This is a genomic window from Arthrobacter sp. Y3224055 (assembly GCF_059090825.1).
Window position 1 is genome coordinate 38,625 of record NZ_JBNHGB010000005.1, and the last position, 25,911, is coordinate 64,535.

Here is a 25,911-nt window from a genome sequence, read left to right on the forward strand (position 1 = left end):
TGTTCACGGCTCAAGCTTAGCGATGAGCGCTGCCGCCTTGTCCGCCGCCAGCGGATCCTCCCAGTCCAGCCAGTGAATCCTCGGATCGGCGCGGAACCAGGTCAGCTGGCGCCGGGCGAACTTGCGGGTGGCGGCGATGGTGTCCTCGGCGGCCTCGTCCCGGGTCCATTCACCGTCGACCACCTTCAGGAACTGGGCGTAGCCGAGCGCGCGCGAGGCAGTCCGGCCCTGGCGCAGGCCCTGCCGGTCCAGTGCCGCGACTTCCTCCAGCAGCCCGCGTTCCACCATCGTATGGACGCGGCCGGCCAGGCGGTGCTTGAGCCGCTCGCGGTCCACCCGGAGGCCGATCTGAACGGTCGGGCGGACATACTCCCGCTCCGGCATGTAGGAGCTGAACGGACGCCCGGTCAGTTGCCGCACTTCCAGCGCCCGGATGACCCGGCGGGCGTCGGCCAGCCGCCCGGCGGACACCGGGTCGACCTGCCGCAACCGCTCCCGCATCGCTGCGAGGCCGAGCCTTTCCAGCTCCTCTTCGAGGCCGCGGCGCAGGGCCGGATCGGTACCCGGAAACTCGATCGCATCCAGGGCGGCCCGTACATACAGTCCGGAACCACCGACGAGGATGGCCCGGCGCCCCCGCCCGTGCACGGCGTCGATCGCTTCCCTGGCCTGGTGTTGGTAGGCAGAGACACTCGCCTCTTCCGTCACGTCGAGGATGTCCAGCAAGTGGTGCTCGATGCCTTGCCGCTCGGCCGGATCGATTTTGGCCGTGCCGATGTCCATGCCGCGGTAAAGCTGCATGGCGTCGGCGTTGATTACTTCCCCGCCCAGCCGCCGGGCCAGCGCGACGGCGAGATCCGATTTTCCGGAGCCGGTGGGACCGACGACGGCGATGACCGCCGGGCCGCGCGGCGCTTGGGGGTGGACCGGCATCGCCGTCAGGCGGTTCGGCCCGGCAGCGCGGGCATGCCCAGCGACACCTGGGAGGGCTTGCCCGCGGCGGCCGGTACCGCACAGGAATCCGCCTGGGAGCGGTCCCACGCGTCCCCGGCGCGCGAGCGGCGCAGCTGGTAGTCCGCTTCGGATGCCGGGTCGGCGATCAGGTGGAACGGTGCCGCCTCGGTGACGGTCACCGTGACCAGATCGCCCGGCCGCGGCGTCGGCGCGCCCGCGGGCACGGAAAAGTGCACCAGCCGCTGATCCCGGGCCCGCCCGGAGAGCCGGTGGGTCGCTTCCGCCTTGCGTCCCTGCTGCGCGGTCACCATGACCTCGAGCCGGCTGCCCAGTTGTTTGGCGTTCTCTTCGGCGGCAATCCGGTCCTGCAGGGCAATCAGGCGCTCGTAGCGTTCCTGCACCACGGCCTTGGGCAGCTGGTCCGGCAGTTCCGCGGCCGGCGTGCCGGGCCGCTTGGAGTACTGGAAGGTGAAGGCACTGGCGAAGCGGGCCCGTTCCACCACCTCCAGCGTGGCTTGGAAGTCCTCCTCCGTCTCCCCGGGAAATCCGACGATGATGTCGGTGGAGATGGCCGCGTGCGGAATCCGTTCCCGGACCTTCTCGAGGATGCCGAGGAATTTCGTGGACCGGTAGGACCGGCGCATGTCCTTCAGGACCTTGTCCGACCCGGACTGCAGCGGCATGTGCAGCTGCGGCATGACGTTGGGTGTTTCGGCCATGGCGTCGATGACGTCATCGGTGAACGCCGCCGGGTGCGGGCTGGTGAACCGGACCCGCTCGAGGCCGTCAATGCTGCCGCAGGCCCGCAGCAGCTTCGCGAAGGCGCCGCGGTCGCCGAATTCCACGCCGTAGGAGTTCACGTTCTGCCCCAGCAGCGTGACCTCGATGGCGCCGTCGTCGACGAGGGCCTGGACCTCCGCCAGGATGTCCCCCGGCCGGCGGTCGCGTTCCTTGCCGCGCAGCGAGGGCACGATGCAGAACGTGCAGGTGTTGTTGCAGCCGACCGAGATGGAAACCCACCCGGAGTACACCGCGTCGCGCTTGGTGGGCAGCGTCGAGGGGAAGACATCGAGCGACTCGAGGATTTCCAGCTGCGCCTCGTTGTTGTGCCGGGCACGTTCCAGCAGGGCGGGAAGCGAACCCACGTTGTGGGTGCCGAACACGACGTCGACCCAGGGCGCCTTCCGGAGGATCGTCTCCCGGTCCTTCTGCGCCAGGCAGCCGCCGACGGCGATCTGCATGCCGGGGTTGCGTTCCTTCACGGGGGCGAGCTGGCCAAGGTTGCCGTACAGCTTGTTGTCGGCGTTCTCCCGCACCGCACAGGTATTGAACACCACGACGTCGGCCTGCCCGCCTTGGGACTCGACCATGCCGGCCGCCTCGAGGAGCCCGGCAAGCCGCTCGGAATCGTGTACGTTCATCTGGCAGCCGAACGTGCGCACTTGGTAGGTGCGGGCTTCGTGCTGCGTCTCGATGGGCGGGGCTGGGGCAGTCAAACTCACCTTACAAGGGTACGGCCTGCGGCGGGACCGGCCACAATTCGCACGGCCGGCAAATCAGTACCAGTTATTGGTCAGCTGGAAGTCCAGGGCCAGGCACGGCGAACCGTACCGGGACTCGATGTAATCCAGGCCGCGGTCGAGCCGGATCCGGAAAACATATCCGCCGTCGGTCGATTTCTCAACGCCGGCGTTGCCTTCCGACTCCTGGTTCCAGAGTTCTTCGAGGCAGGCCAATTCCCCGGCACCCCAGCCGGGGGCCTGGCTTGCTGCTCCGGTGCGGGCGTCGGCTGGCTCCGGGCCGGTCGCGGGCGCCTCGGCAGGAGCCGAGGAGCCGCCCTGGTCTGCCGGCGCGCCGGCCGCCGGTGCCTGTTCTTCGGCCGCGCCGGCTGCGGCCTGCTGATCGCTTGCCCCCGGTGCGGTTTGTTCTTCGGCCGTGCGCCCGGCAGCTGCCTTACCGGCTGGGTCTGTCGCCGCGCCCTCCCGTGCCGCGCCCGCCTGCGCTCCGGCGTCGCCGCGTTGCCCCGGATCCGTCGGGCCGGAGGCTTCCTTCTCCGCGGGCTCTGCTGCAGGGGTTTCGGGCGCCCGTGCGGCGGCAGTTTCCTTTTCTTCCGTGCGCGCCTCCGGCGCCCGGTCGGCCTTCGGGGCGGTTGCGTCGGTGGACGCTTCCTCCGTTTGCTGCCGCTGGGCCGCACGCGCCAACGGCCGCTGCCCCTCGTCCGGGTCGCTCCAGCCCATCAGTTGCTTCACCGGGGCTGCGATGAGTCCCACCGCTGCGGACGGGCTATGGCCGTTGTGGAGGGCGCCCGCTGCCCCGGTTGCGCCGAGGGCGGCCACAGAGCCGAGAGTCAGCCCCGCCGCGATCCGGAGGCGGCGCCGCCTGCGGTTGCTCCTGCGTAGCTGGGTGGATTTTCGTCGTTGATTCTGCGATGGGCTCACAGTCGCACAATGATACCGACCAAACCCCGGAAAGTCTCAATTGCATAACGAAGCCGTTTAGAACTCCGGGTTGGCGGCGGTGCCGAGTTCCTCGTCGGCGACCCGGTAGGCCAGCGAGGGTGGATAGCCCTTCCGTGCCAGCATCGAAACCAAGCGCCGCAGATGCTTGTCCCTGGCCGACCTGTCGTTCAGTTCCCAGTCGGGACGGATCTTGCGGCGAACAAGTCCCCGCGCGGCTTCCAGCTCATCGTCGGGCGAAAGCTGGTCAAGTGCCTGCTCGGCGATGTTGCCGGAGATACCCTTCTCCGCGAGTTCCCGCTTGAGGGCAGCGCGCGCCAAGGAACGGGTCTGGGAGCGGCTGCGCACCCACATTTCGGCGAACCCGGCGTCGTCAATGAGATTGACTTCTTCGAATCGGTCGAGCACCGCCTCGGCGACGTCGTCCGGGACGCCGCGCTCAGCCAGCTTTGCGGCCAGCTGCGCGCGGCTTTTCGGGGACCGTGTCAGCGCGCCCAGCACAATCGAGCGTGCCACCGCATGGGGATCCGCCTCGGGCGCCAGGTCGGCCGGGCTGCCCGGCGTTGGCCCGGCGGCCGGACCATGCCTGCGGGCCACCTAGAATCCGTCGACTGCCTTGAGCTTCGGTCCGCCTTCTTCTCCGCTGTCCGGAACGGGGTCGATCCCGAGCTTCTGTCGGATTTTGCGCTCCAGCTCATCGGCCAGGTCCGGGTTGTCGATGAGGAACTTGCGGGCGTTTTCCTTGCCTTGGCCCAGCTGGTCGCCGTCGTAGGTGAACCAGGCGCCCGACTTCTTGACCAGCGAATGTTCCACGCCCATGTCGATCAGGCCGCCCTCGCGGGAAATGCCATGACCGTACAGGATGTCGAACTCGGCCTGCTTGAAGGGCGGAGCCATCTTGTTCTTGACGATCTTGGCGCGGGTACGGTTGCCCACCGGGTTGGCGCCGTCTTTCAGGGTCTCGATGCGGCGCACGTCGATGCGCACGGAGGCATAGAACTTCAGCGCCTTACCGCCGGTGGTGGTCTCCGGGCTGCCGAAGAACACGCCGATCTTTTCGCGCAGCTGGTTGATGAAGATGGCCGTGGTCTTGGACTGGTTGAGCCGCCCGGTGATCTTTCGCAGGGCCTGGCTCATAAGTCGGGCCTGGAGCCCCACGTGGCTGTCACCCATTTCGCCCTCGATCTCAGCGCGGGGCACGAGGGCTGCGACGGAGTCGATCACGATGATGTCGAGGGAGCCGGAGCCGATCAGCATGTCCATGATTTCCAGGGCCTGCTCACCGGTATCCGGCTGCGACACCAGCAGGGCGTCGGTGTCCACCCCGAGTTTCTTGGCGTATTCCGGGTCCAGCGCGTGCTCGGCGTCGATGAAGGCTGCGATGCCGCCGTTGCGCTGGGCGCTGGCCACGGCGTGAAGCGCCACGGTGGTCTTGCCGGAAGATTCAGGACCGTAGATCTCGACCACGCGGCCGCGCGGCAGGCCGCCGATGCCCAGGGCAGCGTCCAAGGCGATCGAGCTGGTGGAGATCGTTTCGATCGGGGCGCGCGTGTCGTCGCCGAGCCGCATCACCGACCCCTTGCCGAACTGCTTGTCGATCTGCGCCAGCGCAGCTTCCAGTGCCTTCTCGCGGTCAGCTGGTGCGGCCATTGTTCACCTCAGTCTCTTGCGGCCCTCGGGCCATTTTTTGTCTTGACGTCTTCCGACCGTAACCGCCGGTTCGGACAAAATGGGATCGGCAGCGGAGCGTGTGGATGATCCGTCCACTCGGGGGTCTGTGTAGAAGCTTAGCGGGATCCGAACACACTTTCGAACATATCGGCATTGGGCGCGGCGTGTCTGTTCAGCCGCGCGGCTCGCGGTCCTTGCCCCATCGCCTCTCGGGCGGAACGTCCTGGACATCGCAGAGGGCCAGCCACACGGTTTTGGGCGGGATTCCCGCGGCCAGCGCTTCGGCCGCGGTACGGCCCCCGAGCTGACCCAGCACCAGGTCGGCAGCCAGGACATGCGAGTATGCGGGACCGAATTCATCGTCCATCAACCGCCAGAAGTCACTGGTTCGCACGCGTCCATCTTCTCACGTGTCCGTCCGGCCTCAACCGGCCGGACGGAGATTCGGCGCCGTCGGAATAAGGGTACGGCGCGTCAGGCCGCCGTTGCCCTGCGTGTGCATGCTGCTCATTACAATGAGCCCATGACAGACCACGCCACAGGCAGCGCAGATGCAGGGTTCGATGCGGCCATCGAAGCACTGGAACGGCAGCTGAGCCTGCTCTGGCGCCGGGCCAGGGCGAATTCGCACCGGGTGGCACGAAACGTCCACCCGGACATGGAACCTGCCGCTTACGGACTGCTGTTGATCCTGCAGCGGGAGCGCTCCATGCGCCTGACCGACCTGGCGGCCGCCATCGGGGTGGGCAAACCCTCCGTCAGCCGCCAGATCGCCATGCTGGAGCAGTTGGGACTGGTTGGCAAGGAGGCTGATCCACTGGACGGACGGGCCCAATCCATCACCTTGACTCCGGCCGGGCTGGAAAAGCTGGCCGAGGCACAGGCCGCCCGCAAAATCGCCTTCCACGAGCGGCTTGGCGACTGGTCCGTCGAGGACCTGTCCACGCTGGGACAACTGCTGGACCGGCTGAACGCTTCGTACGCCAACGAGCCGCCCGTCCACTAGCGGCACAACCTCCGGGACGAGAGGCGCGGCGTGGCATCGGCGGGCACAACAAAAACCGGCCGGTCCGCCACGGGGCGGAACCGGCCGGTTCAGGTTTTCGGGTCAGTAGCGGGCGGAAGCCAGTCCGCGCAGCTCGTCCGGCAGCTCGTCGGGAATGGCCCCGACAAATTCCCGGGACAGTTCCTGAGGAACGGTGTCGGGAATGACGACGCCCTCGGCGTCCGCGACCCGGTCGCTGACTTCGCGGAGCATGTGCGACAGGGGAACGTCCAGGGCCGAGCAGATCGAGGACAGGAGTTCCGACGATGCTTCCTTCTGGCCGCGTTCAACTTCGCTCAGGTATCCGAGGGAGACGCGGGCGCTGTGCGACACTTCTCGAAGGGTGCGTCCCTGACGCTGCCGGACATCGCGGAGGACGTCGCCAATCTCGTGTCGTAGCACCACCATCTTGCGCTCCTTCTGCTCCGTGCGCGGTTCTTCGGCCAATCCCACATCACGCCAACGGACTACACCGTTTACGGACACGGGCTGCTTTACCATCTGTATCGCCTTGCTCCCTCATGAGGTATGCGGCTCGCGCCGCTGTCTTCCAAGCCTAGGCCAACAACGTAACAGTTGCTGACACCCTTTGATAACTACTGAATCAAAGTTTTTGTTCCCGGGCCCGAATCTCCGGTGCCGGCGGGACCGGGAGCGGCGTCGATCGCGAGGCCCAGTTGCTCGATGGCCGCGTCACACGCCAGCCGCCGGATGCGGGCGCGGTCCCCCTCGAAACGGTATCCGACGGCGCGCGTGCCTTTCGGAGAGGCCACGCCGATCCACACGGTTCCCACGTCCCGTCCCCCGTGCGGTTCCGGTCCCGCCACCCCGGTCGTGGATACCGCGATGTCGGCCTGCAACACGCGCCTGGCGCCGTCGGCCATCTGGCAGGCGACCGCTTCCGTGACCGCGCCCTCGCGCTCGAGCAGGTTCGCGTCGACGCCGAGCACCGCCGTCTTGATCCGGCTCTGGTAGGACACCACGCCGCCGCGGAGCGCGCCCGAAGCTCCCGGAACGGTGGCCAGTTCCGCAGCCACCATTCCCGCCGTCAGTGATTCGGCCGTGGCCAAGGTCACCTTCCGGGCGATGGCGGCCCCTACGACCACCGAGGCGGGCGTGCTCACAGCCGGCCCTGCGGCTTCGCGAGGGCGGCACGGCGCAGCGCCACTGCCTTGACCACGTAGTCGATGCCTGTTGCGACGGTGACGACGACGGCGACCGCCATGACGGCAAAGGCGACCCAGACGGCCCAGGATCCGAGCCACGCCTCCAGCGGCAGGAGGTACAGGAAGATCGCCAGGGTTTGCAGCACGGTCTTCAACTTGCCGCCGCGCGAGGCCGGCATGACGCCGTAGCGGATGACAACGAAACGCAGCAGGGTGATGCCCAGCTCCCGGACCAGGATGACGACGGTGATCCACCACGGCAGGTCGCCCAGCACCGACAGGAGGATCAGGGCCGCACCGATCAGGAGTTTGTCGGCGATCGGGTCGGCTATCTTGCCGAAGTTGGTGATCAGGCCCCGGGACCGCGCCAGGTCGCCGTCAAGCTTGTCGGTGTAGATCGCGACGGCAAACACCGCCACGGCCAGCCAGCGAAACACCTGCCCTGCTCCGGCGTCGGCCAGCAGGAACCAGATGAAAAACGGGACCAGCAGGATCCGCACGGTGGTGAGGACGTTGGCGATATTGAGCAGGGGCACGGGGCGGGACACTGAATCAGTCACGGTTTCAAGGCTACCCGCCCGCCGTGGCCCTTCGGCCGCCGCCGGCGGGCATGCGGCGCCCGCCTCAGCGCCCGGTCAGGCTCCAGGCGTCCTCGGATCCTGAATCGTCGTCGTCGTAGTAGTCCTCCGCCTGCGGCCGGGAGGCCAGGTCTTCGGCGACCAAGTCACGCGGGCCCTCGAAGCCGTGGTTCGCGTTGGCGTTCTCCGCCAGCGCCTCCGTCAGCGGATCGGCCTCGCCGGCCGCGGCCGGGGCGGCCGCCGGCGGCTCATCGCCACGGATGGCGGCAAGCGTCGCGGCCAGGTCGTCCGGCTTGACCAGCACGTCGCGTGCCTTCGAGCCCTCGGACGGGCCGACCACGCCCCTGGACTCCAGCAGGTCCATCAGGCGGCCGGCCTTGGCGAAGCCCACGCGCAGCTTCCGCTGCAGCATCGACGTCGAGCCGAACTGCGTGGTGACCACGAGTTCGGTCGCCTGCAGCAACACGTCCAGGTCGTCACCGATGTCGTCGTCGATCTGCTTCTTCGGCGCCTCGACGGCGACGTCGTCCCGGTAGACGGCCTGCAGCTGTCCCTTGACGTGTTCCACGACCTTGTGAATTTCCGATTCGGAGACCCAGGCGCCCTGGACGCGGATGGGCTTGTTGGCGCCCATCGGCAGGAACAAGGCGTCGCCCTGGCCGATGAGCTTCTCCGCGCCGGGCTGGTCGAGCACCACGCGGGAGTCGGTCACCGACGAGGTGGCGAACGCCATCCGTGACGGCACGTTGGCCTTGATCAGGCCGGTCACCACGTCCACCGACGGCCGCTGCGTGGCCAGCACCAGGTGGATGCCGGCGGCGCGGGCGAGCTGCGTGATGCGGACGATGGAGTCCTCGACGTCCCGCGGGGCGACCATCATCAGGTCGGCGAGCTCGTCCACGATCACCAGCAGATAGGGGTAGGGCTTGATCACGCGCTTGGACCCGGCCGGCGGCACAACCTTCCCGTTGCGCACGGCCTTGTTGAAATCATCGATGTGCTTGTAGCCGAAGTTGGCGAGGTCGTCGTAGCGGGTGTCCATCTCCCGGACCACCCACTGCAGCGCCTCGGCCGCCTTCTTCGGATTGGTGATGATCGGCGTGATCAGATGCGGCACGCCCTCGTACGCGGTCAGTTCCACGCGCTTGGGGTCCACCATGACCATCCGCACCTCGTCCGGCGTCGAGCGCATCAGGATCGAGGTGATCATCGAGTTCACGAACGAAGACTTGCCCGCGCCGGTAGCGCCGGCGACGAGCAGGTGCGGCATCTTGGCCAGGTTGGCCAGCACGAAGCCGCCCTCCACGTCCTTGCCCACGCCCATGACCATCGGGTGCTCGGTCTTGCGGGCGTTGTTGGACCTGAGCACGTCGCCCAGGGAGACCGTTTCGCGGTCGGTATTCGGGATCTCGATGCCGATGGCCGATTTGCCGGGGATCGGCGAGAGGATGCGCACGTCCGAGCTGGCCACGGCGTAGGAGATGTTCTTGGACAGCGCGGTGACACGTTCGACCTTGGTGCCCGGCGCCAGCTCGATTTCGTAGCGGGTCACCGTCGGACCGCGGGAGAAGCCGGTGACCTTCGCGTCCACCTTGAACTGGTCCAGCGTCTCGGTCAACGCCTTGACGACGGCGTCGTTGGCCTCCGAGCGTTCCTTCGAGGGCGGTCCCGGGGGGAGGAAATCCGAGGGCGGCAGCGTGTAGGCGACGTCGCCGGCCAGCTGCAACTGCTCGGTGCGCTGCGGGATCGGGGTGGTCGGCGGCTGCGGCTGGACCGGGGTGGACGGGACGATGGGGGCCGCGGCCGCCGGCGCGGCGGCAGGCAGCACCGGCAGCGCCTCGGTGGCGCCTTCGGGTACCAGCCCCTGGTTGCGCTTGATTTTTTCGACGGCGAGCTCGGCCTGGGTGGGCCTGCGCACTCCCGGCGGCACGGCCGGTGCCGCCTGCTCCGTTCCGGCTTCTTCCTCCGGCTCCCCGGCCTCGATCACCGGTGTTTCGAACGCCTCGTCGAAGAAGAAACCCTCGTCCTCGCCGCCGTCGGTCTCTTCGGCCTTGCGCTTGCCGAAGAGCTTGCGCCGCGGCTTGGGTTCCTTGGCCGGGGCGTCGTCGGCGTAGAGGTAGCTCTGGTCATGCCCGTCGGCGGCCGGCCGGTACCCGGCTTCTGCCGACGGGTCCTGGCCCATCAGGTGTTCGTAGAGCATCCGCAGGCGCATGGGTATGTGGCGGAACGGCGTGGCGGTCACGATCAGGATGCTGGTGAAGGCCAGCAGTGCGTAGAAGGCCACCGCCAGCCAGGTGTTGACCGCTGCCAGCGGCGCGGCAAGCAGGAACCCGGCCATGCCGCCGGCCGCCCACAAGGCATCGAAGCCGTCGGCGAGGGCGGGCTGGCCGCCGATCACGTGGGCCAGCCCGGAACCGGACGCCAGCGCCAGGATAAGGCCGATGGAGATGCGGCTGTTGGCGGGAGAGTCCTCCGGGCAGCGCATCAGGCGCACGGCCATGATCACCAGCAGCACGGGCAGCACCAGCGCCATCCAGCCGAAGGTCCCGCCGGCCATGGCGTGCACGGCGTCTCCGAACCAGCCGTCGAGCGCCCACCACTCGACGGTGGCCACGCAGCCGGCCAGCAGCAGCAGGAAGAAGCCGGTGCCGTCGCGGCGCAGTGCGGGGTCGGGCCGCACATCGGGGCCCAGCTTCCGGACGCCCGCGGCCACCGGACGCGCCACGGCCATCCACAGCCCCTGGATCAGCCGGGCCAGCAGCGGCAGTTGCTCTTCCTGGGGCTGCACCTCGAGCACCTTGGTCTTGCTGGAACGCCCCGAGGAGGAGCGCGCAGTGGTGCCTGTAGCCTTACCGCGCGACTGCTGGGTGCCTTTTCGGGCAGGGGAAGTACGAGTCGCCATAGTGGCTAGGTTACCGGCTGCCCGGCGTGATCCGCGGGATTTGGCTCCGGCGGATCGGCTGCGCCGGGTGCGGGATCAGGCCTCCAGGACCACGGGAACGATCATCGGCCGGCGGCGGTGCCGTTTGTTCACCCACGTGCCGATCACCCGGCGCACGACCTGCTGCAGCTGGTAGGTCGTGTGGTCCATGTTGGTGACCACGGCTTCTTCGAGGGCGGCGATGATCCTGGGTTTGATGTCGTCGAACACCGAATCGTCCTCGGCGAACCCGCGCGCATGGATTTCGGGACCGGAGACGATCTGGCCGGTGCTGCGGTTGACCACGGTGATGACGGAGATGAAGCCCTCCTCGCCCAGGATCCGGCGGTCCTTGAGGTCGGCGTCGGTGATTTCACCGATGCTGGATCCGTCCACATACACGTAGCCGCATTCGATCTGGCCGACAATCCGGGCCGTGCCGTCCTTCAGGTCGATCACCGATCCGTCGTCCGCGAGCAGCACGTTCCCGGCGGGCACGCCGGTTTGCTCGGCCAGCCGCCCGTTTGCAATCAGGTGGCGGGTCTCGCCGTGCACCGGGAGGGCGTTTTTGGGCCGCAGGATGTTGTAGCAGTACAGCAGTTCCCCGGCCGCGGCGTGGCCGGACACATGGACCTTGGCGTTGCCCTTGTGGATGACGTCGGCGCCAAGCTTGAGCAGGCCGTTGATCACCCGGAAGACGGCGTTCTCGTTGCCCGGGATCAACGACGACGCCAGGATCACCGTGTCCCCCGCGCCGACCTGCACACGGTGGTCGCCGTTGGCCATCCGCGACAGCGCCGCCATCGGCTCGCCTTGCGACCCGGTGGACATCAGCACGATCCGGTCGTCCGGGAAGTCCTCCACGTTTTTCAGGTCCACGAGGATGCCCTCGGGAACGTTCAGGTAGCCCAGTTTGGCGGCGATGCCCATGTTCCGCACCATGGAGCGGCCGACGAACGCCACATGCCGGCCGTGGGCCGCGGCGGCGTCGAGCACCTGCTGCACGCGGTGCACGTGGGACGCGAAGGAGGCGACGATGATGCGTTTTTGCACCTGGCCGAACAGGCGCTCCAGCACGGGGCCGATTTCCTTCTCGGCCGTGGTGAAGCCGGGGACGTCGGCGTTCGTGGAGTCGGCCATGAAGAGATCCACGCCCTCCTCCCCCAGCCGGGCGAACGCGCGCAGGTCCGTGATGCGTCCGTCCAGCGGCAACTGGTCCATCTTGAAGTCGCCGGTGTGCAGCACGGTGCCGGCCGCGGTGCGGATGAAGACCGCCAAGGCGTCCGGGATCGAGTGGTTGACCGCCACGAATTCGCATTCGAAGGGACCGAACTGCTCGATCTGGCCCTCCGCGACGGTGAGGGTCTGCGGTTTGATCCGGTGCTCGGCCAGCTTCGCCTCGACCAGGGCCAGGGTCAGCTGGGAACCGATCAGCGGGATGTCCTGCCGCATCCGCAGCAGGTACGGGACGGCGCCGATGTGGTCTTCGTGCCCGTGGGTCAGGACCACCCCGACGACGTCGTCGAGCCGGTCCTCTATGTACGAGAAGTCCGGCAGGATCAGGTCCACCCCCGGCTGGTGCTCTTCCGGGAACAGCACGCCGCAGTCAACCACCAGCAGCCTGGAGTCGATCTCGAAGACCGCCATGTTGCGGCCGATTTCCCCGAGCCCGCCGAGCGGAACGATCCGGAGCGTCCCCGGTTCAAGCAGCGGCGGCGTGCGCAACTGGGTGATGGTGGACTCGCTCATCGGGCGGTCAGACCCCCAGCGCCAGGCCGGCCTCGGCCAGGTCGGCGCGGACCGGCGCGAGCTCGGCCTCGGTCGGTTCCACCAGCGGGAGCCGGACCACCGAATTGGGCAGAACGCCCTGCCACTTCAAAATCTGCTTGGCGGCGACCGCGCCCTGGATGTGTGTCATCACCGCCCGGATGATCGGGTCCAGTTCGAAGTGCAGCCGGCGTGCGGTGGCGAAGTCCCCCGCCAGTGCCGCATCGACGAGCTCCCGGAACTGGCGGGTGGCCACGTGCGCGGTCACGCTGACCACGCCGACCGCGCCGGCCGCCATCAGCGGCAGGGTCAGGCCGTCGTCGCCCGCGTAGACGTCGAGGTCCGTGGCGGCCAGGACGCGGGTGGTCGCGGCGTAGTCCGCCTTGGCGTCCTTGAGCGCGACGACGAGCGGATGCTCGGCCAGCCGGATCAGGGTTTCGGTCTCGATGTTGATGCCGGCGCGGCCGGGGATGTCATAGACCATGACGGGCAGGCCGATGGCCGAAGCGATGGTCTCGATGTGGGCCTGCACGCCGGCCTGGCTCGGCTTGTTGTAGTAGGGGGCGGTGATGAGCAGTCCGTCCACGCCGGCGCTGGCGGCGCGCCGGGAGAGACTGACCGAGTGGCGGGTGTCGTTGGTGGTGGACCCGGCAATGACCTTGGCCCGTCCCCCCACAGCCTCGACGACGGCCCGGAACATGCCCTCGTTCTCGTCGTCGGTGAGCGTCGAGGTCTCGCCGGTGGTGCCGGTGACGACGAGCCCGTCGCATCCGTCCTGGACCAGCTTGTCCGCCAGTTCCGCTGCCTTCCCGTAGTCGACCTCGCCCTCCTCGGTGAAGGGGGTGACCATTGCGGTGACCATGGTGCCAAAGGGATACTCACGAACGTCAGACTCAACCATAGGGAAAACGTTACCGTGTCCGCGGGTCCTATCGGCAATGGCGTACAAGGCGCGACACAGAGCTTCACGTCACGTGCCGCGGCTCCCGCCGCCGTTGCGCCCGGGCCCCGGCGGCCGGAGCAGGCGGGCATGTCAGCGGGGCGCGGGGAGGCGGCCCAGGAAACCGGTCAGCAAGGCGGTCACTTCGTCCTGGGCGGCGAGGCAGCCGGCGTGGTCCAGGCCCGGCAGCTCGGCAAAGTGTCCGTCCTGCAGCAAGGCCGCGGCCTGGCGCGACTCCGCGGCGCGCGGGTGGTCCTCGCTGCCGGCAATCAGCAGGACGGGTAAGCGGATGCGCTGGACCTGGCGGGGATCGAGGCCGGGCAGCTCTTCGCCGGCGCGGAAGTAGGCGGCAAGCGCCGCCGGGTCGTTGGCCAAAAAGGCCTGCCGGGTGGCCGCGTCCACCGGCACGGCGCGGCGCTCGTTCCAGCGGCGGAGGAACTCTTCCATCCCGCCCGTCTCAAGCGCGTCCAGGTAGTCGGGGAAGAAGAGCTTGCCGACCTGGCCGGCCATGCTCCGGTGGGTTCCGCCCAGCATGGTCAGCGAGCGCAGGCGCTGCCGCCGGTACACCGCCATCGCGAGTCCTACCCGCGCGCCGAAGGAATAGCCGAAGTAGTTCACGCTCTCCAGCCCGCAGGCGTCCAGCACCGCTTCGACGTCGCCCATGAAACGCTCCATCGTGTAGGCGCCCACGTCGTGTGGCTTGTCGCTGCGGCCGTGCCCGCGCATGTCCAGCGAAATCACCCGGTGCCGCGGCTTGAGGGCACGCTGGTAGCCCAGCCCCCGCCAGGTGGCCTTGGACAGGGCGGTTCCATGGACCAGCAGCAGTGGCTCCCCGGTGCCGGTGTCCTCGAAGGCCAGCCGCACGCCGTCCTCCCCGTTGACGGCAAATCCCATCATGGCCGCTCCAGCGGCAGCCGCGTTCTCCAACCTGTTCATTCCCTCACGGTATCGCGTGCCGGCCGCCGGTCTCACAGCCGCCTCCACGCCCGCTGTGAGATTATCGGTGCATGCGCCCAGGTTCCACCCGCCCGCGGATCGCCGGGATTGATGCCGCCCGCGGCATCGCCTTGCTGGGCATGATGGCGACCCACATCTTTGCGCCGTGGACCGCCGGCACGGACCCGCAGCCGAACTTCGTGGGCCTGGTCCTCTCCGGGCGCTCCTCGGCGCTGTTCGCGGTCCTGGCCGGGGTCGGGCTGGCGCTGCTCACCGGCGGCAGCCGCGGCCACCGGGGCGGGAGCCTGGCCGCGGACCGCGGGGGCATTGCCGTGCGTGCGCTGCTCATTGCCACGGTCGGCATGATGCTGGGCGCGCTGGAAGTCAACGTCGCGGTGATCCTGATCCATTACGGCGTGCTGTTCCTGTGTGCGCTGCCGTTCCTGCAGCTGAGCCGCGGTGTGCTGGCGCTGTGGGCGGCCGGCTGGATCGTCGTCTCGCCGGTGCTGGCCCACGTGCTGCGGCCCTGGGCGGAAGCGGCGGTGCAGCCGGCCGAGCTGGGCCACAACCCCATGGTCTACGACCTGCTGACGCCGGCCACGCTGCTCAGCGATGTTTTCCTCACCGGCTACTATCCCGTGGTGCAGTGGCTGGGGTATCTGCTGGCGGGCCTGCTGATCGGGCGGCTGGAGCTGCAGCGCACCGGCGTGCAACTGGGGCTGCTGGCTGCCGGCGCGGTGCTGGCCGTGGCGGCCAAGGCCGGTTCCTGGTTCCTGATGGAGCGGCTCGGCGGATACGCGGAGGTCGCGGCGACCGAGGCGGCACGGCGGCCGGACTTCGATCTCGTGTACCCGGTGAACATGAGCTGGATCGAGCAGCGCGGCTCGTGGTGGTGGCTGGGCGGCTCGTCGCCGCATGCCGGTACGACCTTTGACCTGCTGCACACGGTGGGCACGTCGGCCGTGGTCCTGGCGGTGTGCCTGCTGCTGACGTCCCGGCTGCCGTGGCTGCTGCTGCCGCTGGCGGGCGCCGGGGCCATGACGCTGACGCTCTATTCTGCCCACGTCTGGGTGCTCAGCGCGTTGCCGCCGGCTGCTCCCGAACTTCCGACCTATCTGTGGCAGGCAGCGGCAGCGGTGGCGGTGGGTATGGCCTTCCTCGCCCTGGGGTGGCGGGGACCGTTCGAGCTGGTGACCTCGACCGCGGCCCGGCTGACCCGGGAGGCGCTGCGGCCGGCGGGCAGCCGTGGCCGCTGAGCGGTCTAGGAGCGGCTGAGGCTGATGGCGTGGCGCATCGACTCGCGGGCACGCTTGCGGTCCCCCGCGGCGTCATAGGCGCACGAGAGGCGGAACCAGCTGCGCCAGTCCTCCGGCGCAGCTTCGGCCTCGGCCTGGTACACCAGGAACTCCCGGTCGGCCGCCTCCCGCACGATGCGCCCGCCCGGCGTGCGCGGCAGGTCGTCCACGGGCAGCCCGCCTTCGGCTTCCAGGGTCCGGGCCAGCCTGGACATCCGCGCGCCGAACAGCAATTCCCGGCTGAGCGCCCAGGCCCCGATGATCGGCAGGACCACCAGCGCAATGCCCAAGCCCTTGGCTACGGGGTCGGGTTCGCTGAGCATCAGCCAGGCCCGCTGCAGCGTGGCTCCCAGGTAGCCCACCAGCAGCACGATAATCACGCCGACCCAGATCTTGGCTCCGTGCCGGGCATACCAGCCGATGCGGCCGTTGCCGCCGTCCGCTGCGGGGCCCGTGTGTTCGGCGTTGCTCATGAAAGTTCCAGGTACCCGTCGAGTCCGTAGGTCAGTCCGGGCCGCCCGGCGACGGTCCGGACGCCCAGCAGGACGCCGGGCATGAAGGAGGCGCGGTCGAAGGAATCGTGCCGGATGGTCAGTTGTTCGCCCGGCCCGCCGAGCAGCACCTCCTGGTGCGCCACCAGGCCGCGCAGCCTCACGCTGTGCACGCGCACGCCTTCCACGTCGGCGCCGCGGGCCCCGTCCAGCGTCGTGGTGGTGGCGTCGGGGCCGGCGGGAACGCCGGCGTCCATGCGGGCGGCGGCCACCAGCTGCGCCGTGCGGACCGCGGTGCCGGAGGGCGCGTCCACCTTGTCCGGGTGGTGCAGTTCGATGATCTCCACCGATTCGAAGTACTTGGCGGCGGTGGCGGCGAAGGCCGAGGCCAGCACGGAACCGAGCGCGAAGTTGGGGGCGATCAGCACGCCCGTTCCGGGATGCTGTTCCAGCAGTTCCGCCAGCGAGTCGCGCCTGGCCTGGTCCCAGCCGGTGGTGCCGACCACCGCGTGCATGCCGTGCTCGACGGCGAAGCGGACGTTGGCCTCGGTGTTGTCCGGGGTGGTCAGGTCGACCACGACCTGCGTCCCCGCGGCCACCAGCTCTTCCAGCGCGTCGCCACGCTTCAGCGCGGCCACCAGGTCCAGGTCAGGGGCGCTCTGGATGGCCGCGACGGCCTCGCTGCCCATCCGTCCGCCGGCGCCCAGCACGGCCACCGCAAGTTGCTCAGTCATGCCCTCCAGCGTATCGCTACTGGCCGATGCCGACCCATTCGGTGCTGCCGTCGGCGAAGTGCTGTTCCTTCCAGACCGGCACCTCTTCCTTGATCCGGTCCACCAGCTCCGAGCAGGCCGCGAAGGCTTCGGCGCGGTGCGCCGACGCGACGGCGGCGACCAGGGCCGGGTCGCCGATCGCCAGCGGGCCGGTGCGGTGTGCCACCCAGATGCGCACGCCGTCGTGGTCCGCGGCGATGCGCCCCGCGACCTCGGCGATCACGCGCTGGGCGCTGGGGTGGGCGGAGTAGGACAGCGCGGCCACGGCCTGGCCGCCGTCGTGGTTGCGGACCACGCCGCTGAAGCTGACCACGGCGCCGCACTCGGCGGAGCCCACCGCGGCGGTAGCTTCGCCCGCGTCGATCGCCTCGCCGGTTACCGCGGCGTACAGCACCGTGCTGGTCATGGTTGTCCTCTCATCGGCTGCATGCTTCCAGTATCCCTTGGCCGGCGTTGACCGGCGCGGAGCGCGTCAGCCGGCATGGCCTGCGTCGGTGTCGCCTTCCAACTGCGCGCAGATGTGCCCGATCAGCGGATCCAGGGCGGCCAGGCCGTCGCGCACTCCCCCGGGAGAGCCGGGCAGGTTGACCACAAAGGTGGACCCGGCGGTCCCGGCCACGCCCCGGCTCAGCGCGGCCAGCGGGGTCTTGGTCCGCCCGTACGCGCGGATGGCTTCCATCACCCCGGGCAATTCCCGTTCCAGCGCGACGGCGGTGATTTCCGGGGTGCGGTCGTCGGCGGCCAGCCCGGTGCCTCCGCTGGTGACGATCACCCGGGGCCCGGCGGCGAGCATCTTCCGCAGCGCCTGGCGGACGGGTTCGCCGTCGGCGACGATCTGGGGGACGCCGGCGGCCAGCCCGTGTCCGGCCAGCCACTCGGAGATCAAGGGGGCGCATTCGTCCTCGTAGGCACCGGCCGCGGCGCGGGTGGAGGCGACGATGATGCCGGCGGTCCTGGCGCTCACAGCGCCCAGTCCCCGCTCTTGCCTCCGGATTTTGCCAGCACCTTGATGTCGGAGATGACCGCGTGCTTGTCCACGGCCTTGACCATGTCGTACAGGCTCAGTGCCGCCACCGAGGCGGAGGTCAGCGCCTCCATTTCCACGCCGGTGACCGAGCGGGTCTTCACCGTCGCCTCGATCCGCACGGATTCCGCGGTCGGGAAAAAGTCGACCGTGACCTTGCTGATCGGCAGCGGGTGGCACAGCGGGATCAGCTGCGGCGTCTGCTTGGCCGCCATGATCCCGGCGACCCGGCTGACGGCCAACGCGTCGCCCTTGGGCAGCGAACCGGCGGCCAGGAGTTCCACCACGTCGGGGCGGGTGATCAGCACGGCCTGCGCCGTGGCTTCCCGGGTGGTTTCGTCCTTGCCGCTGACATCGACCATGTGCGCCGTGCCGTCCTCGCGGACGTGGGTCAGGCGTTCTGCTTCACTCATAGCAGCCATATTTCCACGTCCTGGCCGGCTTCGGCGCGTTCCATCCCCACGGGCAGGTGGACCAGCGCGTTGGACTGCGCCAGCGCGTGCACCAGGTGGGACCCCGCTCCGCCGACCAGTTGCACCCGTCCGCCGTCGTAGCGGCCGCGCCGCACCTGGTGTTTGCCGGCCGGTGACTCCGCGGCTTCCGCCAGCGGGGCGCGCAGCACCGCCCGCGGAGCGGGGGCTCCCAGCACGGCCGTCAGCGCCGGCCGCAGGAACATCTCGAACGAGACCAGGCAGCTGACCGGGTTGCCCGGGAACGCCAAGAACACCGCCTCGCCGATCCGGCCGGCGCCTTGCGGCCCGCCCGGCTGCATAGCCACCGAGGCGAAGGCCACCCCTTCGGGCTCGAGCGCCTGCCGGACCACTTCGAAGGCCCCCTTGGAGATTCCGCCGGAGGTCAGCACCAGGTCGGCGCCGTGGCGGCGCAGGTCGTCGTCGAGCCGGCGGCGGAACCCGGGCGCGGAGTCCGCCAGGATCCGGCTCGAGACCACCTCGCAGCCGGCCTCCCGCAGCGAGGCCGCCAGCAGGGTGTTGTTGGCATCGTAGATCTGCCCGGCCCGCAGCCGGGCGCCGGCGGCCACCACCTCGTCGCCCGTGCTCAGCAGCAGCACCCGCAGCCGCGGCCGCACGTCGGCCGAGGCCAGGCCGAGCGCGGCGAGCAGGCCCAGCTGCGGCGCCTTCAGCAACGTTCCGGCCGCCAGCGCGAGGTCGCCGGCGGCGATGTCGCTGCCGGCGGCGCGGACGAACCGGCCGGCCTCGGTTTCCGGCAGGGTTACCGTGCCTCCCTCGCCCTCGGCCGGGAAAGAGTCCGGCACCGCTTCCTCGATCGGCACGACGGCGTCCGCCCCCGCGGGCAGCATCGCCCCCGTCATGATCGGCGCGGCCGCGTTCGGCGGCAACGCCGGGGCGGCATAGCCGGCGGGAATCGCCGGGGCCACGGCGAACCCCGCCCCGCCGGTTGTCTCCGCGCTGCGGACCGCGTAGCCGTCCATCTGCGAGTTCGCGAAGGGCGGCAGGCTCATCGGCGCGGCCACGTCGGCGGCCAGCACCCGCCCGAGGGCCGACGCCAGCGCCACCGTCTCGCTCCCGGCGAGGCAGTCCCGTGCGGCGTGACGGAGCAATTCCTCGACGACGGCGCAATGCCCGGCAACGCTCTGTGCCACTGGCCCTCCTTGTCGCAGGCGGAACCGACGGCCGGGTGCCGGAAAGGGTGCCGCGCGTGCATGTTCTGCTGCCATCCTAGGGGACGGCCTTGGGCGGCCCCGCGGGGCTTCCCCGGACGGGGACGTCAGCGCGGGTAGATCGACACCTCGGCCGCCTTGACCACAAAGTGCACGCGTTCCCCCGGCGCCAGCGACAGGTCGGAAACCGCGGCGGGCGTGACCTCGGCGGCCAGCTCGCCGGCCCTGACCGTGACCAGGCCGCCGTGCGGCACCAGTTCGGTCACGGTGGCCGCCACGGCGTTGCGCGGGCTGCCGGCCGGCAGGTCGGGGAACAGCGCCACCGAGGCAGGACGGAACACCGCCGCCGCGGGGTCCCCGGGACGCAGCCCGGCTTCGGCTTCCCCGCTCCAGTGCGTCCCGTCGGCGCCGGCCAGTCCGGTCTCCGTGGCGGTGCCGGTGACGAAGTTCAGGCCGGTCATCCCGGCGGCGAAGGCACTGCGCGGCCGGGCAAACACCTCGCGCACCGGCCCCTGCTCGACGATCCGCCCGCCGTCCATGACCACCACCCGGTCGGCCAGCAGCAGGGCATCCAGCGGCTCGTGGGTGACGATGACGGCGCTCCGCCCCGCCAGCACCCGGCGGAGCAGCCTGCGCAGGGCCGGGGCGGCCGTGATATCCAGGGCGGACATCGGCTCGTCAAACAGCAGCAGCGAGGGGTCGGCCGCCAGCGCGCGGGCTACCGCGACGCGCTGCGCCTGGCCCCCGGACAGCTCACCCGGCCGACGGTCGGCCAGCCCGGAGGCTTCCAGTTCCGCGAGCCAGTGCCGGGCGGCCCTGCGGGCATCGGCCCGGGAAGCTCCCCGGCTGCGCAACCCGTAGGCAACGTTGGCCTCGACGCGCAGATGCGGAAACAACAGCGGTTCCTGCGCCAGCAGGCCGACGCCGCGGGCATGGGCGGGCACCCAGCGGTCCGGCTGTGGCTGCCCGGCGCTGAACAGGACCTTGCCGTCCAGTTCCGCCCGGCCCCAGGCGGGACGGAGCAGCCCGGCAACCAGACCCAGCAGGGTCGACTTGCCGGCCCCGTTCGGGCCGAGCACGGCGACGGTTTCTCCGTCCGCGACGCTGAAGTCCGCCTCGAAGCCGCGGGACGGCAGCCGCGCGGTCAGGTCCAGGCTCATGGGACACCCGCCGCCCGGCCCGGGCCGCTCCTGCGGTGGACCAGCATCACCACCGCGACGGCGACCACCACCAACACGAGCGACAGCGCCACCGCGGCATCCGCATCGGTTTCCCGCTGCAGGTAGATCTCCAGCGGGAGCGTGCGCGTGACTCCCTGCAGGCTTCCGGCAAAAGTCAGGGTGGCCCCGAACTCGCCCAGGCACCGGGCAAAGGACAGCACCGCCCCGGAGAGCAGCCCGGGCAGCACCAGCGGCAGGGTCACCGTGCGCAGGACGCGGGACGGCCTGGCGCCCAACGTCGCCGCAACCGTTTCATACCTGGTGCCCGCCGTGCGCAGCGCACCTTCCAGGCTCAACACGAGGAACGGCAGCGCCACGAAGGACTGCGCGAGCACCACGGCCGTGGTGGAGAACGCGATCTCTATGCCGATCATTTCGAAGGTGCCGCCGAGCAGCCCGCGCCGGCCGAACGTATACAGCAGGGCCAGGCCGCCGACGACGGGCGGCAGCACCAGGGGCAACAGCACCAGCGACCGGACGACCTGCTGGCCGGGGAAACTGCTGCGCGCCAGCACCAGCGCCATCGGGACGCCCAGCACGATGCACAGGGCCGTGCTGGCGGCGGCAGTCCGCAGGCTCAGTCCCAGCGCGGCCAGCGCCGGCTCGGAGGTCACGAGCCGTGGGAACTCCGGCCAGTTCACGCGCGCGGCCATCCCGGCCAGCGGCAGCAGGACGAAGACGGCGCCGGCCGCAGCCAGCGGATACACCCAGTAGGGCACCGGGGCGCGCACCGCCGTCGTCGTCGTCATGTTCTCCCGTTCGTTCCGAAGGTTGTCCGCATCCCATCCGGGCGCCCTGGCCGGGGCCGGGCGCCGCGCTGCGCTTAGGGCGGGCCGAATCCCGCCGCCGCCAGGGCCTTCCGGCCTGCGTCCCCGGTCACGAGATCTACGAAGGCCTCGGCTGCCGCCGGGTTGTCCGCCCCCTTCAGGCCGACGATCGGGTAGGCGTTGACCGCCTGCCCGGCTTCGGGGATGGAGATGCCGCGGGCCTTTCCTCCGGCGCCCTGCACGTCCGTCGCATACACCAGGCCGGCGTCGGCCTGGCCGGAGAGCACCTTGCCCAGGACGTCGGTGACCGACTGCTCTTCGCTGACCGCCGGGATGTGGACGCCGGCGGCGCGCTGGACGGCGGCGGCCGCGGCGCCGCAGGGAACCTGGGGTGCGCACAGCACGGTTTTGACCCCGGGTTCGGCCAGGTCGTCCAGCGACGAGACGCCGGCGGGGTTCGCGGCGGGCACCGCGATCTGCAGCACGTTGGTGGCAAAGACCGCCGGCGGGCCCTCGTTCAGTCCGTGGCCGCCAACCAGGTCCATGGTCGCCTGGTCGGCCGCCGCGAAAACGTCCGCCGGGGCCCCTGCCAGGATCTGGGCGGCGAGGTCCGAAGAACCCCCGCTGTTCAGGCGCACCTCCACCCCGGGGTGGCCGGCCTCGAACTCGTCGGCCAGCCCGGAGAAGACGGAGTGCAACGACGCCGCCGCGAAAACGGTCACCGTGCCCTCGGGCCCGGAACCGTCCGACCGGCCCGCCGCGCCCGCTCCCGACGGCCCCGGCGCCGCGCACGCGCTGCCGGCGAGGACGCAGGCCGCGGCCGCCGCCGGGCCGGCCAGGCGCTGCCAGCGGCGCACCTCAGCTCGTCCCCGACGGCGTCTCAACGGCGACCATGGTCGCCTTGACCGAGGCCACCGCCACCGACCCCGGTTCGATGCCGAGGTCCCGCACGGCTTCGGCACTCATCAAGGACACCACCCGGTGCGGACCGCACTGCAGCTCCACCTGGGCCATCACCGCGTCCAGCCGGACATCGGTCACGATCCCCACGAAGCGGTTGCGGGCCGAGCTGCCGATCCCGGTGGGATCCTGGGGCAGGGCAGCCTGCTCCCGGGCCAGGGCGGCCAGCTCCGCGCCGTCCACGGTCGCCCGGCCGGAGGCGTCCCGGTGCTTGGCCAGCGCTCCGGCGTCGATCCAGCGGCGCAGGGTATCGTCGCTGACCCCCAGGAAGCGCGCAGCATCCGAGATGCGTATCTGCGTCATGGAAAGCAGTATAGTTCCGCAAATGCGGAACCGGACACGTTCGGGTTGCGTCCGGTGTCGCCCCTGCCGGAACCATCCCGCATGCGCCGCCCTCCGCCGGGTACCCTCGAGGTATGAGCGTTGATCTGGGAATGCCGCAGGTTCCCGGCGGGACCGCGTCCGCCGCGGCCCCGGCGCGCCCCGCAGGGACCGGCCCGGCGCTGGTGGACCGCTTTGGCCGGGTGGCCACCGACCTGCGGATCTCGCTGACCGACAAGTGCAATCTCCGCTGCACCTATTGCATGCCGGCCGAAGGCTTGGACTGGCTGGCCAAGGAACAGGTCCTCAGCGACGACGAGGTGGTCCGGCTGGTACGGATCGCCGTCGGGCGGCTGGGCGTGCGCGAGCTGCGCCTGACCGGCGGCGAACCCCTGGTCCGTGCCGGGCTGGTGGACATCATCGCTGCCGTCCGCAACAACCACCCCGACCTGCCGGTGTCGCTGACCACCAACGCCCTCGGGCTGGAGAAGAAGGCGGCCGCCCTGAAGGCGGCCGGCCTGACCCGGATCAACGTCTCGCTGGACTCGCTGCACCCGGAGACGTTTGCGCAGCTGACCCGCCGCCCGTTCCTTGACCGGGTGCTCGCCGGCATCGAAGCCGCCGACGCGGCCGGCCTGGGCCTGCTGAAGATCAACGCGGTGCTGATGCGCGGCATCAACGACGCCGAGGCGCCCGCGCTGCTGGACTGGGCGGTGGAACGGGGCTACGAGCTAAGGTTCATCGAACAGATGCCGCTGGACGCGGACCATGGCTGGACCCGGCAGAACATGCTGTCGGCCGCCGAGATCCGCGCCCTGTTGGAGCCGGTCTTCCTGCTCTCCCCGGACCCGCGCTCACGCGACGGCGCCCCGGCGGAACGGTGGGAGGTGCGGCGGCGGGGCCGCCCCGGCGTCGTCGCCGGCACCGTGGGAATCATCGCCTCCGTAACCGAGCCGTTCTGTGCCGACTGCCGCCGCACCCGGGTCACGGCCGAGGGCAAGGTGCGCTCCTGCCTGTTCTCGCACGAGGAAACTGACCTGCTGGACCTCCTGCGCTCCGGCGCGGACGACGAGGCAGTGGCGGAACGGTGGCGGCATGCGATGTGGGGCAAACCCAAGGCCCACGGTATGGATCATGCGGGTCTGGGCGGCACGGACTTCGTCCAGCCGGACCGGACCATGAGTGCGATAGGCGGATAGATGATCATCCGGTATTTTGGGGCGGCGCAGGCCGCCGCCGGCGTCGAGGAGGAATCCCTGCCGCTGCCCGACGGCAGCACGCTGGAGACGGTGCTGCGCGAGGTCATCGCCCGGCACAGCACCGCGGCGGCGAAGGAACCGGTGCCCGTCGGTGCCGGGGCCGTCCCCTCGGCTGGGGGCGGGCGTCCGATGCCTGCCGCACCCGGCAGGTCGTCCGCTCCCTCCATGGAGTCGGTCCTCGCCCGGAGCAGTTTCCTGCGCAACGAGGTGGCGTGGAAGGACCGGCAGGCACCGCTGGCGGCAGACGACGTGATTGACATCCTGCCGCCGTTCGCCGGCGGCTGACCGCGCCCCCTCATCTCCGTGGAGGCGGACGGCGGCCGGTTACCGGCCGCCGGGCGGGCAGGGGCCCGGTTACCGGCCGAAGTCCGCCGCAGAGTCGAAGGGGCCGACGACGGTGACCACGCGCGGCGCCGCTGCCAGTTCGACGGCGAGCTCCCGGACCTGCCCGGCGGTCACGGCCTCGATCCGGGCGAGCGACTCGTCGATGTCCAAGAACTCCCCCGACACCAGCTCGGCCCGGCCCAGCCGCGACATCCGGGAACCGCTGTCTTCCAGGGCCATCACGATGCCGCCGGAAAGCTGGCCGACGGCCCGGCGCAGCTCGTCGGCGGAGATGCCGTCGGCCGCCAGCCGGTCGAGCTCGGCCCCGAGCAGGTCGATGACCTGGCCGGTCTTGGCCGGCGAACAACCGGCATACATGCCGAAGTAGCCCGCATCGGCGTAGGCGCCGGAGAACGAATAGGTGGCGTAGGCCAGGCCCCGTTTCTCCCGGATCTCCTGGAAGAGCCGGGAGGACATGCCGCCGCCCAGCACGGCATTGAGCACGCTCATGACGAAGCGGCGCTCGTCGGTGGCGTTGATGGACGGGCAGCCCATGACGATGTTGGCCTGCTCGACCGGGCGGCGGTGCACGTACGTGCCGGCGACGGGGGCGATGGCTGCGGCCGCCGTCTCCCGCCTGGGCACCGGGACCGCACCGGCCTCGAGGTGCCAGCCGGCCGACTCCAGGGCGGCGAGCACCTGGGCGCACACCGCGTCGTGGTCCAGCCCGCCGGCCGCGGTGACCACCAGCTCGTCGGGCCGGTAGTAGCGCTGGTAGTGGGCCCAGACCGATTCCCGGGCCACCGCCTTGATCGCCTCCGGCGTCCCGCCGATCGGCCGGCCCAGGGGGTGCCCGCCGAGCACCGCCTCAACAAATTTTTCGTGGCAGACGTCCGCGGGATCGTCATTGTCCATGGCGATCTCTTCGAGGATGACTCCGCGTTCCTGCTCCAGCTCCTGCGGGTCAAGGACCGCGGAGGTGATCATGTCGGCGATCACGTCGATGGCCATCGGCAGGTCCGAATCCAGGACGCGGGCGTAGTAGCACGTGCTTTCCTTGGCCGTGGCCGCATTGGATTCGCCGCCGACCTCGTCGAAGGCGGAGGCGATGTCCAGCGCCGTCCGGCGCCTGGTGCCCTTGAAGAGCAGATGCTCCAGAAAGTGGGTCGAGCCGTGTTGGCCCGCGGCTTCATCCCGCGAGCCAACACCGACCCAGAATCCGATCGTCGCCGACCGCTGGCCGGGCATCGCTTCGGTCAGCACCCGCACTCCCCCGGGCAGCACCGAGCGGCGCACGATGGCGCCGCCCGGTTCGCCGTGGACCAGTGTGGGGTCCGACCCGCCGAGCTCGGTGGCGTCGGCATGCTGCATGCTGCCGACCAGCGGCAGGGCGACGACGGTCATG

28 protein-coding genes are annotated in these 25,911 nt (G+C 70.2%); 4 read left to right on the forward strand and 24 right to left on the reverse strand.

The window, feature by feature from the left end; all coding sequences use genetic code 11:
* Nucleotides 1-3: 3 nt before the first annotated feature.
* From miaA to AC5RTY_RS12635, 6 genes are all read right to left on the reverse strand, one after another.
* The gene (miaA, locus tag AC5RTY_RS12610) at nucleotides 4-933 is read right to left on the reverse strand and encodes a tRNA (adenosine(37)-N6)-dimethylallyltransferase MiaA (protein WP_494002395.1); all 930 of its coding nucleotides are present in this window, start codon (nucleotides 931-933) and stop codon (nucleotides 4-6) included.
* 5 nt (nucleotides 934-938) lie between these two features.
* The gene (gene miaB, locus AC5RTY_RS12615; RefSeq protein WP_494026348.1) at nucleotides 939-2,456 is read right to left on the reverse strand and encodes a tRNA (N6-isopentenyl adenosine(37)-C2)-methylthiotransferase MiaB; all 1,518 of its coding nucleotides are present in this window, start codon (nucleotides 2,454-2,456) and stop codon (nucleotides 939-941) included.
* Nucleotides 2,457-2,510: 54 nt separating this feature from the next.
* The gene (locus tag AC5RTY_RS12620) at nucleotides 2,511-3,392 is read right to left on the reverse strand and encodes a hypothetical protein (RefSeq protein ID WP_494139628.1); all 882 of its coding nucleotides are present in this window, start codon (nucleotides 3,390-3,392) and stop codon (nucleotides 2,511-2,513) included.
* A gap of 57 nt (nucleotides 3,393-3,449) precedes the next feature.
* Nucleotides 3,450-4,007 carry a regulatory protein RecX gene (locus AC5RTY_RS12625; RefSeq protein WP_494026350.1) on the reverse strand — a complete coding sequence of 186 codons (558 nt, stop codon included), beginning with the start codon at nucleotides 4,005-4,007 and terminating at the stop codon, nucleotides 3,450-3,452.
* Entirely contained in the window at nucleotides 4,008-5,060 is a 1,053-nt protein-coding gene (gene recA, locus AC5RTY_RS12630) for a recombinase RecA (RefSeq protein ID WP_494026351.1), read from the reverse strand.
* A 193-nt stretch (nucleotides 5,061-5,253) separates the two neighbouring features.
* Entirely contained in the window at nucleotides 5,254-5,475 is a 222-nt protein-coding gene (locus tag AC5RTY_RS12635; protein WP_494002400.1) for a DUF3046 domain-containing protein, read from the reverse strand.
* Nucleotides 5,476-5,604: 129 nt separating this feature from the next.
* Here AC5RTY_RS12635 and AC5RTY_RS12640 point away from each other — a divergent pair, with 129 nt between their 5' ends.
* Nucleotides 5,605-6,087: a MarR family winged helix-turn-helix transcriptional regulator gene (locus tag AC5RTY_RS12640; RefSeq protein WP_494026352.1), complete on the forward strand. Its 483-nt coding sequence runs from the start codon at nucleotides 5,605-5,607 to the stop codon at nucleotides 6,085-6,087.
* Between the two features lie 102 nt (nucleotides 6,088-6,189).
* Here AC5RTY_RS12640 and AC5RTY_RS12645 read toward each other — a convergent pair whose 3' ends face one another.
* From AC5RTY_RS12645 to AC5RTY_RS12675, 7 genes are all read right to left on the reverse strand, one after another.
* Nucleotides 6,190-6,627, reverse strand: coding sequence for a helix-turn-helix domain-containing protein (locus AC5RTY_RS12645; RefSeq protein ID WP_493977754.1), 438 nt, complete (start codon nucleotides 6,625-6,627; stop codon nucleotides 6,190-6,192).
* Nucleotides 6,628-6,722: 95 nt separating this feature from the next.
* The gene (locus tag AC5RTY_RS12650) at nucleotides 6,723-7,250 is read right to left on the reverse strand and encodes a CinA family protein (RefSeq protein WP_494139629.1); all 528 of its coding nucleotides are present in this window, start codon (nucleotides 7,248-7,250) and stop codon (nucleotides 6,723-6,725) included.
* A complete protein-coding gene (gene pgsA / locus AC5RTY_RS12655) occupies nucleotides 7,247-7,852 on the reverse strand; it encodes a CDP-diacylglycerol--glycerol-3-phosphate 3-phosphatidyltransferase (protein ID WP_494026354.1) in 606 nt (201 codons plus the stop codon). Before pgsA ends, AC5RTY_RS12650 begins: the two co-directional genes overlap by 4 nt.
* Nucleotides 7,853-7,916: 64 nt before the next feature.
* Nucleotides 7,917-10,772, reverse strand: a complete 2,856-nt coding sequence (locus AC5RTY_RS12660) for an FtsK/SpoIIIE family DNA translocase (protein WP_494026355.1) — start codon at nucleotides 10,770-10,772, stop codon at nucleotides 7,917-7,919.
* Nucleotides 10,773-10,847: 75 nt separating this feature from the next.
* Nucleotides 10,848-12,539: a ribonuclease J gene (locus AC5RTY_RS12665; protein ID WP_494026356.1), complete on the reverse strand. Its 1,692-nt coding sequence runs from the start codon at nucleotides 12,537-12,539 to the stop codon at nucleotides 10,848-10,850.
* Between the two features lie 7 nt (nucleotides 12,540-12,546).
* Nucleotides 12,547-13,458, reverse strand: a complete 912-nt coding sequence (gene dapA / locus AC5RTY_RS12670) for a 4-hydroxy-tetrahydrodipicolinate synthase (RefSeq protein ID WP_494014173.1) — start codon at nucleotides 13,456-13,458, stop codon at nucleotides 12,547-12,549.
* Nucleotides 13,459-13,590: 132 nt separating this feature from the next.
* Entirely contained in the window at nucleotides 13,591-14,433 is an 843-nt protein-coding gene (locus tag AC5RTY_RS12675) for an alpha/beta fold hydrolase (RefSeq protein WP_494139630.1), read from the reverse strand.
* A gap of 71 nt (nucleotides 14,434-14,504) precedes the next feature.
* On the opposite strand from AC5RTY_RS12675, the gene AC5RTY_RS12680 reads away from it, so the two are divergent.
* Complete coding sequence (locus AC5RTY_RS12680; RefSeq protein ID WP_494026358.1) at nucleotides 14,505-15,689, forward strand: heparan-alpha-glucosaminide N-acetyltransferase domain-containing protein; 1,185 nt, start codon at nucleotides 14,505-14,507, stop codon at nucleotides 15,687-15,689.
* A 5-nt stretch (nucleotides 15,690-15,694) separates the two neighbouring features.
* Here the strand turns inward: AC5RTY_RS12680 and AC5RTY_RS12685 are convergent, their stop codons facing one another.
* The 10 genes from AC5RTY_RS12685 to AC5RTY_RS12730 form a co-directional block, all read right to left on the reverse strand.
* On the reverse strand, nucleotides 15,695-16,201 hold the full coding sequence (locus AC5RTY_RS12685) for a tetratricopeptide repeat protein (protein WP_494023815.1): 507 nt from the start codon (nucleotides 16,199-16,201) through the stop codon (nucleotides 15,695-15,697).
* Nucleotides 16,198-16,953, reverse strand: a complete 756-nt coding sequence (gene dapB, locus AC5RTY_RS12690) for a 4-hydroxy-tetrahydrodipicolinate reductase (RefSeq protein ID WP_494026359.1) — start codon at nucleotides 16,951-16,953, stop codon at nucleotides 16,198-16,200. The genes AC5RTY_RS12685 and dapB overlap by 4 nt, the downstream gene beginning before the upstream one ends.
* Before the next feature lie 16 nt (nucleotides 16,954-16,969).
* Entirely contained in the window at nucleotides 16,970-17,398 is a 429-nt protein-coding gene (locus tag AC5RTY_RS12695) for a molybdenum cofactor biosynthesis protein MoaE (protein WP_494002410.1), read from the reverse strand.
* A 66-nt stretch (nucleotides 17,399-17,464) separates the two neighbouring features.
* Complete coding sequence (locus tag AC5RTY_RS12700; protein ID WP_494002411.1) at nucleotides 17,465-17,956, reverse strand: MogA/MoaB family molybdenum cofactor biosynthesis protein; 492 nt, start codon at nucleotides 17,954-17,956, stop codon at nucleotides 17,465-17,467.
* Nucleotides 17,953-18,429 (reverse strand): cyclic pyranopterin monophosphate synthase MoaC, encoded by a 477-nt coding sequence (moaC, locus tag AC5RTY_RS12705; protein WP_494026360.1) that lies wholly within the window; start codon nucleotides 18,427-18,429, stop codon nucleotides 17,953-17,955. Before moaC ends, AC5RTY_RS12700 begins: the two co-directional genes overlap by 4 nt.
* A complete protein-coding gene (locus tag AC5RTY_RS12710; protein WP_494026361.1) occupies nucleotides 18,426-19,637 on the reverse strand; it encodes a molybdopterin molybdotransferase MoeA in 1,212 nt (403 codons plus the stop codon). Before AC5RTY_RS12710 ends, moaC begins: the two co-directional genes overlap by 4 nt.
* Before the next feature lie 125 nt (nucleotides 19,638-19,762).
* Nucleotides 19,763-20,815, reverse strand: coding sequence for a sulfate/molybdate ABC transporter ATP-binding protein (locus AC5RTY_RS12715; protein WP_494026362.1), 1,053 nt, complete (start codon nucleotides 20,813-20,815; stop codon nucleotides 19,763-19,765).
* A complete protein-coding gene (locus AC5RTY_RS12720) occupies nucleotides 20,812-21,624 on the reverse strand; it encodes an ABC transporter permease (RefSeq protein ID WP_494002415.1) in 813 nt (270 codons plus the stop codon). The genes AC5RTY_RS12715 and AC5RTY_RS12720 overlap by 4 nt, the downstream gene beginning before the upstream one ends.
* Nucleotides 21,625-21,698: 74 nt before the next feature.
* Nucleotides 21,699-22,499 (reverse strand): molybdate ABC transporter substrate-binding protein, encoded by an 801-nt coding sequence (modA, locus tag AC5RTY_RS12725; protein ID WP_494026364.1) that lies wholly within the window; start codon nucleotides 22,497-22,499, stop codon nucleotides 21,699-21,701.
* Nucleotide 22,500: 1 nt separating this feature from the next.
* Nucleotides 22,501-22,905, reverse strand: coding sequence for a TOBE domain-containing protein (locus AC5RTY_RS12730; RefSeq protein ID WP_494002417.1), 405 nt, complete (start codon nucleotides 22,903-22,905; stop codon nucleotides 22,501-22,503).
* A gap of 113 nt (nucleotides 22,906-23,018) precedes the next feature.
* Here AC5RTY_RS12730 and moaA point away from each other — a divergent pair, with 113 nt between their 5' ends.
* Both moaA and AC5RTY_RS12740 read left to right on the forward strand, forming a co-directional pair.
* Nucleotides 23,019-24,122, forward strand: a complete 1,104-nt coding sequence (moaA, locus tag AC5RTY_RS12735) for a GTP 3',8-cyclase MoaA (RefSeq protein WP_494026365.1) — start codon at nucleotides 23,019-23,021, stop codon at nucleotides 24,120-24,122.
* A complete protein-coding gene (locus AC5RTY_RS12740; protein WP_494002419.1) occupies nucleotides 24,123-24,467 on the forward strand; it encodes a MoaD/ThiS family protein in 345 nt (114 codons plus the stop codon).
* 69 nt (nucleotides 24,468-24,536) lie between these two features.
* On the opposite strand, the gene AC5RTY_RS12745 is transcribed toward AC5RTY_RS12740, so the two are convergent.
* Nucleotides 24,537-25,910, reverse strand: coding sequence for a M16 family metallopeptidase (locus AC5RTY_RS12745; RefSeq protein WP_494026366.1), 1,374 nt, complete (start codon nucleotides 25,908-25,910; stop codon nucleotides 24,537-24,539).
* Nucleotide 25,911: the final 1 nt, after the last annotated feature.

Excerpts from the sequence above, each read along its gene's own strand:
- AC5RTY_RS12730 (WP_494002417.1), bottom strand. The coding sequence starts at position 22,905 with ATGACGCAGATACGCATCTCGGATGCTGCGCGCTTCCTGGGGGTCAGC.
- moaC (WP_494026360.1), bottom strand. The coding sequence starts at position 18,429 with ATGAGTGAAGCAGAACGCCTGACCCACGTCCGCGAGGACGGCACGGCG.
- AC5RTY_RS12680 (WP_494026358.1), top strand. The coding sequence starts at position 14,505 with ATGCGCCCAGGTTCCACCCGCCCGCGGATCGCCGGGATTGATGCCGCC.
- AC5RTY_RS12660 (WP_494026355.1), bottom strand. The coding sequence starts at position 10,772 with ATGGCGACTCGTACTTCCCCTGCCCGAAAAGGCACCCAGCAGTCGCGC.
- recA (WP_494026351.1), bottom strand. The coding sequence starts at position 5,060 with ATGGCCGCACCAGCTGACCGCGAGAAGGCACTGGAAGCTGCGCTGGCG.
- AC5RTY_RS12715 (WP_494026362.1), bottom strand. The coding sequence starts at position 20,815 with ATGAGCCTGGACCTGACCGCGCGGCTGCCGTCCCGCGGCTTCGAGGCG.
- dapB (WP_494026359.1), bottom strand. The coding sequence starts at position 16,953 with ATGACTGAGCAACTTGCGGTGGCCGTGCTGGGCGCCGGCGGACGGATG.
- AC5RTY_RS12675 (WP_494139630.1), bottom strand. The coding sequence starts at position 14,433 with ATGAACAGGTTGGAGAACGCGGCTGCCGCTGGAGCGGCCATGATGGGA.
- miaA (WP_494002395.1), bottom strand. The coding sequence starts at position 933 with ATGCCGGTCCACCCCCAAGCGCCGCGCGGCCCGGCGGTCATCGCCGTC.
- AC5RTY_RS12695 (WP_494002410.1), bottom strand. The coding sequence starts at position 17,398 with ATGACCAGCACGGTGCTGTACGCCGCGGTAACCGGCGAGGCGATCGAC.
- moaA (WP_494026365.1), top strand. The coding sequence starts at position 23,019 with ATGAGCGTTGATCTGGGAATGCCGCAGGTTCCCGGCGGGACCGCGTCC.
- dapA (WP_494014173.1), bottom strand. The coding sequence starts at position 13,458 with ATGGTTGAGTCTGACGTTCGTGAGTATCCCTTTGGCACCATGGTCACC.
- AC5RTY_RS12645 (WP_493977754.1), bottom strand. The coding sequence starts at position 6,627 with ATGGTAAAGCAGCCCGTGTCCGTAAACGGTGTAGTCCGTTGGCGTGAT.
- AC5RTY_RS12720 (WP_494002415.1), bottom strand. The coding sequence starts at position 21,624 with ATGACGACGACGACGGCGGTGCGCGCCCCGGTGCCCTACTGGGTGTAT.
- AC5RTY_RS12640 (WP_494026352.1), top strand. The coding sequence starts at position 5,605 with ATGACAGACCACGCCACAGGCAGCGCAGATGCAGGGTTCGATGCGGCC.
- AC5RTY_RS12665 (WP_494026356.1), bottom strand. The coding sequence starts at position 12,539 with ATGAGCGAGTCCACCATCACCCAGTTGCGCACGCCGCCGCTGCTTGAA.
- AC5RTY_RS12740 (WP_494002419.1), top strand. The coding sequence starts at position 24,123 with ATGATCATCCGGTATTTTGGGGCGGCGCAGGCCGCCGCCGGCGTCGAG.
- AC5RTY_RS12685 (WP_494023815.1), bottom strand. The coding sequence starts at position 16,201 with ATGAGCAACGCCGAACACACGGGCCCCGCAGCGGACGGCGGCAACGGC.
- AC5RTY_RS12745 (WP_494026366.1), bottom strand. The coding sequence starts at position 25,910 with ATGACCGTCGTCGCCCTGCCGCTGGTCGGCAGCATGCAGCATGCCGAC.